Source organism: Oharaeibacter diazotrophicus, assembly GCF_004362745.1.
In the GTDB taxonomy this organism is placed as follows: domain Bacteria; phylum Pseudomonadota; class Alphaproteobacteria; order Rhizobiales; family Pleomorphomonadaceae; genus Oharaeibacter; species Oharaeibacter diazotrophicus.
The window spans coordinates 361,778-371,283 of record NZ_SNXY01000008.1; the positions used below are offsets into that span (position 1 = coordinate 361,778).

The 9,506-nt window shown below is 71.3% G+C and carries 8 protein-coding genes; all 8 read left to right on the forward strand.

What is annotated here, in order from left to right; genetic code table 11:
• Window positions 1-128 precede the first annotated feature (128 nt).
• A complete protein-coding gene (gene purU / locus EDD54_RS14035) occupies window positions 129-1,013 on the forward strand; it encodes a formyltetrahydrofolate deformylase (protein WP_126540192.1) in 885 nt (294 codons plus the stop codon).
• 69 nt (window positions 1,014-1,082) lie between these two features.
• The gene (locus tag EDD54_RS14040; protein WP_126540194.1) at window positions 1,083-1,829 is read left to right on the forward strand and encodes an aspartate/glutamate racemase family protein; all 747 of its coding nucleotides are present in this window, start codon (window positions 1,083-1,085) and stop codon (window positions 1,827-1,829) included.
• Window positions 1,830-2,101: 272 nt separating this feature from the next.
• Window positions 2,102-3,157 carry an ABC transporter substrate-binding protein gene (locus EDD54_RS14045; protein ID WP_126540195.1) on the forward strand — a complete coding sequence of 352 codons (1,056 nt, stop codon included), beginning with the start codon at window positions 2,102-2,104 and terminating at the stop codon, window positions 3,155-3,157.
• A 71-nt stretch (window positions 3,158-3,228) separates the two neighbouring features.
• Window positions 3,229-4,128: an ABC transporter permease gene (locus tag EDD54_RS14050; protein WP_126540197.1), complete on the forward strand. Its 900-nt coding sequence runs from the start codon at window positions 3,229-3,231 to the stop codon at window positions 4,126-4,128.
• The gene (locus EDD54_RS14055; protein ID WP_126540198.1) at window positions 4,125-4,910 is read left to right on the forward strand and encodes an ABC transporter ATP-binding protein; all 786 of its coding nucleotides are present in this window, start codon (window positions 4,125-4,127) and stop codon (window positions 4,908-4,910) included. The genes EDD54_RS14050 and EDD54_RS14055 overlap by 4 nt, the downstream gene beginning before the upstream one ends.
• An 8-nt stretch (window positions 4,911-4,918) precedes the next feature.
• On the forward strand, window positions 4,919-5,779 hold the full coding sequence (locus EDD54_RS14060) for a carbon-nitrogen hydrolase family protein (protein WP_126540199.1): 861 nt from the start codon (window positions 4,919-4,921) through the stop codon (window positions 5,777-5,779).
• Window positions 5,776-7,314, forward strand: a complete 1,539-nt coding sequence (locus EDD54_RS14065) for an amidohydrolase family protein (protein ID WP_126540200.1) — start codon at window positions 5,776-5,778, stop codon at window positions 7,312-7,314. Before EDD54_RS14060 ends, EDD54_RS14065 begins: the two co-directional genes overlap by 4 nt.
• A gap of 19 nt (window positions 7,315-7,333) precedes the next feature.
• A complete protein-coding gene (locus EDD54_RS14070; RefSeq protein WP_126540201.1) occupies window positions 7,334-8,842 on the forward strand; it encodes an amidohydrolase family protein in 1,509 nt (502 codons plus the stop codon).
• Window positions 8,843-9,506: the final 664 nt, after the last annotated feature.

The window sequence follows — 9,506 nt, forward strand, 5'->3', positions numbered from 1 at the left end:
CGTTCGCCGCGCGGATGCGCGCCCCACGGCCGCGCCGGCGCCCGAGGCTTCCGTCGGGGGCGCGTGCCGGCGTAGGGTCGCGTCCCGTTCGCCCTCCCCGCGAATCGTCCCCCCGAGAGCCGTTCCCGATGACCCAGTTCGCCCTTCGTGTCCGCTGCCGATCCACCCGCGGGATCGTCGCGGCGATCTCCACCTTCCTCGCCGGCGAGGACTGCAACATCACCGACAGCGCCCAGTTCGACGACGTCGACACCGGCAACTTCTTCATGCGCGTCAGCTTCCGCTCCGAGGGCGGCCGCACACTGCCCGACCTGCGCGCCGGCTTTTCGGCGGTGGCGCCGCGCTTCGGCATGGAGGCCGAGTTCTTCGACGAGCGCGAGAAGCGCAAGGTCGTGATCATGGTCTCGCGCTTCGGCCACTGCCTCAACGACCTCCTGTACCGCTGGCGGATCGGCGGCCTGCCGATCGACATCGTGGCGGTGATCTCCAATCACCTCGACTACCAGAAGCTGGTGGTGAACCACGACATCCCGTTCCACTGGATCAAGGTGACGAAGGAGAACAAGCCGGAGGCCGAGGCGGCGCAGATGCGCATCGTCGCCGACACCGGCGCCGAACTGGTGGTGCTCGCCCGCTACATGCAGGTGCTGTCCGACGAGATGTGCCGGACCATGAGCGGGCGGATCATCAACATCCACCACTCCTTCCTGCCGTCCTTCAAGGGCGCCAACCCCTACCGCCAGGCCTACGACCGCGGCGTCAAGCTGATCGGGGCGACGTCGCACTACGTCACCGCCGACCTCGACGAGGGCCCGATCATCGAGCAGGCGGTGGTGCCGGTGACCCACGCCCAGTCGGCCGACGACTACGTCAGCCTCGGTCGCGACACCGAGGCCCAAGTGCTGGCCCGCGCCGTGCACGCGCACATCCACGGCCGCGTGTTCCTCAACGGCGGCAAGACGGTGGTCTTCCCCGCCTCGCCGGGCTCCTACGCCTCCGAGCGCATGGGCTGACCGCCGGTTCCCCCTCCCCCGGCCGGTGCCGCGCGCCAGGCCGGGGCGACCTCCCGCGGAGACGGCCCGATGCGCATCCTGATCGCCAACCCCAACACCACCGAGGCCGTGACCCGGCGGCTGGTCGAGACCGCCGCGCCGGCGGTCGCCGCCGGCACCGAACTCGTCGGCGCCACCGCGCCGCGCGGGGTGCCCTACATCGCCAGCCGCGCCGAAGCTCAGATCGGCGGCGCGGTGCTGCTCGAGATGCTGTGCGAGCGGATCGGCACGTTCGACGCCGCGGTCGTCGCCGCCTTCGGCGATCCCGGTCTCGGCGGCGCCCGCGAACTCCTCGACGTGCCGGTCGTCGGCCTCGCCGAGGCGGCGATGGCGAGCGCGCTGATGCTCGGTCGCCGCTTCGCGGTCGTCACCTTCGCGGTGGCGCTGGAGGCCTGGTACGCCGAGACGATCGAGGCCTACGCGCTGGCGACGCGCTCGGCCGGCGTGTTCTGCGCCGACCGGCCGTTCACCGACCTCGAGGGCGTGCGCGAGGAGATGGCCGACCACCTGGTCGCGCTCGCCGGGCGCGCGGTCGCGGCCGGCGCCGACACGGTGATCCTCGGCGGCGCGCCGCTGGCCGGCCTCGCCGCCCGCGTCCACGACCGCATCCCGGTGCCCGCGGTCGATCCGGTCGTCGCCGCGGTCAAGCAGGCCGAGGCGCTGGTGGCGCTCGGCGTGCGCAAGCCGGTGGCGGGCACCTTCCGCCGGCCGCCGCCGAAGCGCTCGACCGGGCTCGCCGACGCGCTGGCGCGGCGGATCGGCGAAAACGCCCCCTGAACGGGCCGATCGCTGCCGCCGCGTTGATCGCGTCGCCGCCGTCTTGGGCAGATGCGGGGCCCCCGGCTCCGCAGAAGCGCGGAGTCCAGGTTGGCACGGTCCTCGCAAGGAAGGGGTCAGCGCAGAGCCTCGTGCTCTTCCGGGTTGGCGTGCCCATCGTTCTGGATCCCGCGCACGGCGCCGGTCCGGAGGAGCGATGGCATCCTCGACCGGTCACGACCCCGAAATGGTCCGCCCCCCGGGATCCGTTCAGTCGTTCGACTGGAGGGACCATGTGCGATCGTGACGGCCTGTTCTACCAGCGCTTCAACCGCCGCAATTTCCTGAAGTCCTCCGCGGCCGGCGCCGCGACCATCGCCCTGCCCGCCCATCTCGCCGCGCTGTTGACGCCGAAGCCCGCCTTCGCCGCCACCACGATCAAGGCGACCCACGGCTCCGGCTTCTGCAACATGGGCATCTTCCTCGCCAAGGAGCGCCATCTCGCCGCCGCCGAGGGCGTCGAACTCGACTTCGTGGTGACGCCGTCGAACACCGAGATCACCACCATGTTCGGCGCCGGCCTCGTCGACATGTCGATGATCCCCTACTCCAACTTCATGACGCTCTACGACGCCGGCGCGCCGGTGCGCATCATCGCCGGCGGCGGCGTGCAGGGCTGCATCATCGTCGCCCAGCCGGGCATCAAGTCGGCGGCCGACCTCAAGGGCAAGAAGGTCGGCACCTTCCAGGCCGACACGCTCGAGGTGCTGCCCTACGACTACCTGAAGAAGGCGGGCATGAGCTTCGCCGACGTCGACGTGAAGTATCTCAACACCTCGCCGGAGCTGGCCCAGGCCTTCATCGCCGGCGCGGTCGACGCGATCTGCCACATCGAGCCCTACGCCTCGCAGTGCCTGCAGAGCGTGCCGGGCGCGACCGTGCTGTCCGACGGCACCGACATCTACGGCCCCGGCTATTCCGACTGCGTGCTCGCCGCCCGCATCCCGCTGATCGAGGAGAACCCGGCGGCCGTGAAGGCGGTCATCAAGGGCCTCCTGACGGCGCAGTACCAGGCCGAAACCGACAAGCAGAAGGCCCTCGATGAGATGGTGGGGCTCTACTACAAGACCACCATGGAGGCGGCCCAGCTCGCCTCGTCGAAGCAGCCGCTCTGCGTCGACCAGCGCAACCAGACGCAGTTCATCATCGACCGCGGCCAGTCGATGCTGGAGCTCGGCTATGTCAAGAAGCTGCCCGACGCCGGTGCCTTCGACTGGTCGCTGCTCGAGGCGGTGATCGCCGAGAACGCCGACGTCTACGGCAAGCTCAAGTACAAGTCCGCCGCCTGACGCCGTCCTCCGGGTCCGCCCGCGAGCGGGCGGACCCGTTCCCGACGATTTCCCCCTCGGAGCGCGCCGTCATGTCCACCGTCAGCGCAGGGCGCAAGACCGGCCGAGCCGGTCCGCCGCCGCTGTCCTTCCGCCCCTCGCCGGCGGTCCGCCGGAGGGTCGCCACCCTCGCGTGGGCGGCCGTCTCGATCGGCCTGTTCGCCGGCCTGTGGGAGTTCGCTTGGGCGATCGGCTGGGCCGACCCGCTGTTGCTGCCGCCGCCGCACCTCTTCCTGTCGGACATCCCCGGCACGCTGAAATACTTCGCCTACGACAACACCATCGGCAGCCGCAGCCAGGCCGCCGGGATCACGCCGCTGCTGGTCACCATGGGCTGGACCACCATGCGCGTGGTGCTCGGCCTGTTCTTCGGCTTCACGATCGGCGTCGCCGTCGGCGTCGCGATCCACTACCTGCCGATCGCGCGCAACCTCCTGATGCCGATCGTGCTGATGCTGGCGCCGATCTCGCCGATCGCCTGGCTGCCGGTGGCGCTGTTCCTGTTCGGCATCGGCGACGTGCCGGCGATCTTCCTGGTCTTCATCACGCTGTTCTTCGCGATCGTGCTGTCGACCGGCGCCCAGATCGAGAGCGTGCCGAAGCACTACGTCCACGTCGCCCGCATCATGGGGGCGAGCCGGGTGCAGACCTTCTGGCGGGTGATCCTGCCGGCGATCCTGCCCGCCCTGTTCATGACGCTGCGCATCAACCTGTTCGCCGCCTGGATGATCGTGCTGGTGGCCGAGGCCGTCGGCGTCGGCACCGGGCTCGGTCAGGTCACTTCGATGGCGCGCGCCACCTTCAACTCCAAGCTGGTGTTCTTCACCATGGGCGTGATCGGCCTCCTCGGCTTCACCTTCGACTGGGCGCTCCGCGTGATCCAGGCCAAGCTGCTGTGGTGGGCGCCCTCCGGCCGGGGAGCCTCCCGATGAGCCGCGGCACCCTCTCCCTGAAGTCGGTCGGCAAGACCTGGACGCCCGAGGGGCGCGCCCCGGTCGAGGCGGTGCGCGACTTCTCGCTCGACGTCGCCCCCGGCGAGTTCGTGATCTTCCTCGGCCCGTCCGGCTGCGGCAAGTCGACCCTGCTCTACATGATCGCCGGGCTCGAGAGCGTCAGCTCCGGCACGATCGAGCAGGACGGCCTCGCCGTCACCGAGCCCTCGGCCGAGCGCGGCCTGATCTTCCAGGAGGCCGGCCTCTTCCCCTGGCTGACCATCGCCGACAACGTCGGCTTCGGCCTGTCGATCCAAGGCGAGGCGCCGGTGCGCCGGCGCGAGGCGGTCGCCCAGCTGCTGCGGCAGGTCGGCCTCGGCGACATGATGGACAAGAAGCCGGACGAACTCTCCGGCGGCATGCGCCAGCGCGCCGCCTGCGCCCGGGCGCTGGCGATGCGGCCGGACATCCTGATGATGGACGAGCCCTTCGCCGCGCTCGACGTCCAGACCCGCGCCAAGATGCAGGACTTCCTCCTGCAGATCTGGCGCGACAGCGGCGCCTCGATCATCCTCGTCACCCATTCGATCGACGAGGCGATCGCCCTCGCCGACCGCGTCGTGGTGTTCACCGCGCGGCCCGGCCGGATCAAGACGATCGTGCCGATCGACCTGCCGCGGCCGCGTCCGAGCCGCGACCCGCGCTACCACCAGTACCGCGACCTCTTCACCGACCTCCTGGCGGCCGAGGTCGACCGCGCCTTCGCCGAACAGGAGGCCTAGGCCGCGCCATGTCCTCCCCGCTCGTCGTCGGCGCGGTCTCGATCGGACCGGCCGACAACGGCCCGGCGCCCTGCCGGGCCGCGGCCGAACGCGCGCTCGAACGGCTCGCCGCGGCCGGTGCCGGCCTCGCCGTGCTGCCGGAGCTCTTCGACGCGCCCTACGCCGCCGCGCTCGATCCGGCGGCGCGGCCGATCCCCGCCGAGCCGCTCGACGGCCCGCGGGCGCGCTGGGCCGCGGCGCTCTCCGCCCGCACCGGCGTCGCGATCGTCTACGGCGCCGCGGTCGAGATCGGCGCCGGCCTGCCGCTCAACGCCGCGGTGCTGGCGCGGCCGGACGGCGGGGTCGACGTCGTCGCCGCCAAGATCCACCTGCCGCCGGCCGGCGCCGGCGAGGACTTCGGCGAGGCCGACCACTTCGCCCCCGGACCGGCGGAGGTCGGCACCTTCGAGGTCGGCGGCGTCCGCCTCGCCGCGCTGGTCTGCTACGACCGGCGCTTTCCCGAATGCTGGCGCCACGCCGCCGTCGCGGGGGCGGACTGCGTCGTGGTGCCGGTCGCCGGCCCCGCGGCCGCCGATCCGCCGGCGCTGTTCCGCGCCGAACTGACCACCCACGCCCGCGCCAACGGCCTCTACGCCGTCGCCGCCGCCCGCTTCGGCACGGAGACCGCGACCGGGCGGCCGGTCCGCCACGACGGCGAGACCGTCGCCTTCGACCCCGACGGCCGCACCCTCGCGGCGCTGCCGCCGGACGTCGCCGCCGAGATCCTCGTCACGGTCGATCCGACCGTCTGTCGCGCCGCCCGCGACGCCAATGCCACCGCCGCGCGCCTGCGCCTTCCCGCCCAACCCCCGTCACGGAGACCGACATGACCGCGCTCATCGTAGAGGCCAGCCGGGTCGTCACCGGCATCGCCGACCGCCACACCCCCGTGATCGTCGACGACGGCGCCGTGCTGTCGCGCGACGGCGTGATCGAGGCGGTCGGCAGCCTCGCCGAAATGACGGCGCTGGCGCCGGACGCCCGCATCGAGCGCCATCCGGGCCACGTCATGCTGCCGGGCTTCGTCAACGCCCACCACCACGTCGGCCTGACGCCACTGCAACTCGGCTCGCCCGACTACGCGCTCGAGCTGTGGTTCGCGAGCCGGATCCCCGGCCGCAAGATCGACCTCTACCTCGACACGCTCTATTCCGCCTTCGAGATGATCGCCTCGGGCGTCACCACCGTGCAGCACATCCACGGCTGGATGCCCGGCGGCTACGAGGCGATCCACGGCGCGGCCACCAAGGTGCTCGACGCCTATCGCGCCATCGGCATGCGGGCGTCCTACTGCTACGCCGTGCGCGAGCAGAACCGGCTGGTCTACCAGGATGACGAGACCTTCTGCGCCAGCCTGCCGAAGCCGCTCGGCGAGGAGCTCTACGCCTATCTCTGCACCCAGAAGATGCCGTTCGAGGACTTCCTGCGGCTCTACGACCAGCTGACCGCCGAGAACGCCGGCCAGACGCTGACGCGGATCCAGCTGGCGCCGGCCAACCTGCACTGGGTCTCCGACGACGGCCTCCTCGCGCTGGAGGCGAAATCGCGCGAGACCGGCTCGCCGATGCACATGCACCTGCTCGAGACCGCCTACCAGAAGGAATACACCAAGCGCCGCACCGGCAAGACCGCCGTGCGCCACCTCCACGACCTCGGCCTGTTGTCGCCGCGCATGACGCTCGGCCACGGCGTCTGGCTGAACGAGGAGGACATCGAGATCGCCGCCCACACCGGCACCTGCATCTGCCACAACTGCTCGTCCAATTTCCGCCTGCGCTCCGGTCTCGCCCCGCTCAACGCCTTCGAGGCCAAGGGCGTCACCGTCGGCATGGGCCTCGACGAGGCCGGCATCAACGACGACCGCGACATGCTGCAGGAGCTGCGCCTCGTGCTCAGGGCCCACCGGGTGCCCGGCATGGACGACGACGACGTGCCGACCTGCGCCCAGGTGGTCCGGATGGCGACCGAGGGCGGCGCGAAGACCACCGCCTTCGGCGACCGGATCGGCCGGCTGGAGCCCGGCCGCCACTTCGACGCCGTGCTGATCGACTGGCGCCGCGCCACCCGGCCCTACCAGGATGCGGACATCCCGATGCTGGACGCGCTGGTGCAGCGCGCCAAGACCGACTCGGTCGACGCCGTCTACGTCGGCGGCGACCTCGTCTACGCCGGCGGCCGGTTCACCCGGATCGACCGCGACGCGGTGCTGGACGAGATCGAGGGGCTGCTCGCCAAGCCGCGGACGCCGGCCGAGGAGGCCCGGCGCGCGCTCGGCCGCGCGGTCTTCCCGCACGTGAAGGCCTTCTACGACGGCTATCTCACGGACCCGGCGGTGCCGTTCTACGGCCAGTCGTCGCGACGGTGAGCGGACAAGGGGGGACATCATGACCGACATCCTGATCCGCGGCGGCGACGTGCTGACGCTCGCGCCGGACGGTGCGAGCGCCAGCCGCCGCGACGTCCTCGTCCGCGAAGGCCGCATCGCCGCCGTGGCGCCGGCGATCGTGCCGACGGAAGGCGTGGAGATCGTCGAGGCGGCCGGGCATCTCGTCGTGCCCGGCCTCGTCAACGCCCATTTCCACTCGCCGGTCAACCACATGAAGGGCGCGCTGCCGAGCCTGCCGCTCGAGATCTTCATGCTCTACGAGTCGCCGTCGCTGGCCGAGCTGACGCCGAGCCCGCGCGAGGCCTACGTCCGCACGCTGCTGGCGGCGGTGGAGATGCTGAAGACCGGCACCACCGCGGTCCAGGACGACGCCTTCTTCATGCCGTACCCGACGGACGAGGTCGTCGACGCGGTGATGCAGGCCTACACCGACGTCGGCATCCGCGCGACCGTGGCGCTCGACCAGCCGACGGTGCCCGAGATCGACAAGCTGCCGTTCCTGGCCGATCTCGTCCCGGCGAACATGCGCGCCGAACTCGCCGCCCCCGCCGCCATGGCCGAGGCCGATCTCCTCGCCGCCTACGGCCGCTTCGTCGCGCGCTGGCACGGCAGCGCGGGCGGCCGGATCCGCGCCGCCGTCAGCGTGTCGGCGCCGCAGCGGGTGTCGCCGGACTATTTCGCCGCGCTCGACGAGATCTCCAGGGCCCACGGCCTGCCGTTCTACGCCCACATGCTGGAGACCAAACTGCAGCGGGTGCTCGGCCAGACCCGCTTCGGCGGGCGCTCGCTGGTGCGCTACACCGCCGACCTCGGCCTGCTCTCCGCGCGGATGAACCTGATCCACGGCATCTGGATCGACGACGCCGACATCGACCTGATCGCCGAGGCCGGCACGGTGGTGGCGCACAACCCGATCTCCAACCTGCGCCTCGGCAGCGGCGTGATGCGCTTCCGCGACCTGCGCGCACGCGGCGTGCCGATCTGCCTCGGCAGCGACGAGGCGATCGCCGACGACGCGGTCAACATGTGGGCGGTCGCCAAGACGGCCGGGCTGATCCACAACCTCGCCGAGGAGGACTGGGAGCGCTGGCCGGCGGCCCACGAGGTGCTCGACTGCCTGTTCGCCGGCGGGGCCCGCGCGATGGGCGCGGCCGACCGACTCGGCGCGATCGAGCCCGGCCGCGAGGCGGATCTCGCGCTGGTCGACCTCGACACCCTCGCCTTCACCCCGCTCAACGACCTCGCGCGCCAGCTGGTCTATTGCGAGAACGGCTCGTCGGTGCGCCTGACCATGGTGGCCGGCCGGATCGTGATGCGCGACGGCGTGGTCGCCGGCATCGACGAGGCGGCGCTGCGCGCCGAGGCCCGCGCCATCTTCGACGCCCGCCGCCCCGCCCTCGACGCCGCCCGCCGCGCCGCCGACCGCTGGATGCCGCACTACCGCGCCATGAGCCTCGCCGCCATGGGCACCGACGTCGCCATGGAGCGCCGCGTTCCGGGGAGATGAGGCAGCGGACGCGCGCGCTCCCGCCGTGCGCCCCGGCCGGTCAGTGCGACCGGCCGCAAGACCGCCCGATCGGAGCCGTGAGCTGAGCGAACCGGCGCGAAATATGGGAAGTGGCGGAGAGGGAGGGACTCTCTCCCAGTTAAGCATATCCGACCCGTTCGGCATATTTCCTGCCGCTCGGTGTGTCAGTGATACTTCGAACTGTACATAGCACGATACATCGCAGCGTGGAGCCCCCTTATTTTCTACTCCTTGCTTGCGTCGGTAAGCTTCGTGCATATGTCCGGTCTCGCTGCGGGAGCCTCAAGGGACCGCGATCATCGCTGCTTGATCTGCCTCAGTGGAGCAGCGGTTTGTAGCGCTGCCAGGCCAGAGACGATTTCTGCGGTCACCCAGTTCTTGGTCTCGCGGGTGCGCCTCTTTCGGGTCGGGCTTGCGCCGTCGTCCGACGGCGGCGAAGCCGGGAAACATCCACGTCGACCAGCGGCCGGCCGGGCTGAGGCGGTGGACGATCGCGGAAGGAAGTCGGACGCGGCGGCATGGATTGCAGACCGGCAGGCGCCAAAGGGCACCTCCGACCGAGGACGCCAACGTCCCACAGCGGAGACTGCTTCGATGATCCACGCGCCCAAAGCGAACGCGGGCTCCGGGCACTTTCGCTCGG

What these genes read in the sequence shown, in the direction of transcription:
- EDD54_RS14060 (WP_126540199.1), top strand. Translation starts at nt 4,919, where the DNA reads ATGTCCTCCCCGCTCGTCGTCGGCGCGGTCTCGATCGGACCGGCCGAC.
- EDD54_RS14065 (WP_126540200.1), top strand. Translation starts at nt 5,776, where the DNA reads ATGACCGCGCTCATCGTAGAGGCCAGCCGGGTCGTCACCGGCATCGCC.
- EDD54_RS14070 (WP_126540201.1), top strand. Translation starts at nt 7,334, where the DNA reads ATGACCGACATCCTGATCCGCGGCGGCGACGTGCTGACGCTCGCGCCG.
- EDD54_RS14040 (WP_126540194.1), top strand. Translation starts at nt 1,083, where the DNA reads ATGCGCATCCTGATCGCCAACCCCAACACCACCGAGGCCGTGACCCGG.
- EDD54_RS14055 (WP_126540198.1), top strand. Translation starts at nt 4,125, where the DNA reads ATGAGCCGCGGCACCCTCTCCCTGAAGTCGGTCGGCAAGACCTGGACG.
- EDD54_RS14045 (WP_126540195.1), top strand. Translation starts at nt 2,102, where the DNA reads ATGTGCGATCGTGACGGCCTGTTCTACCAGCGCTTCAACCGCCGCAAT.
- EDD54_RS14050 (WP_126540197.1), top strand. Translation starts at nt 3,229, where the DNA reads ATGTCCACCGTCAGCGCAGGGCGCAAGACCGGCCGAGCCGGTCCGCCG.
- purU (WP_126540192.1), top strand. Translation starts at nt 129, where the DNA reads ATGACCCAGTTCGCCCTTCGTGTCCGCTGCCGATCCACCCGCGGGATC.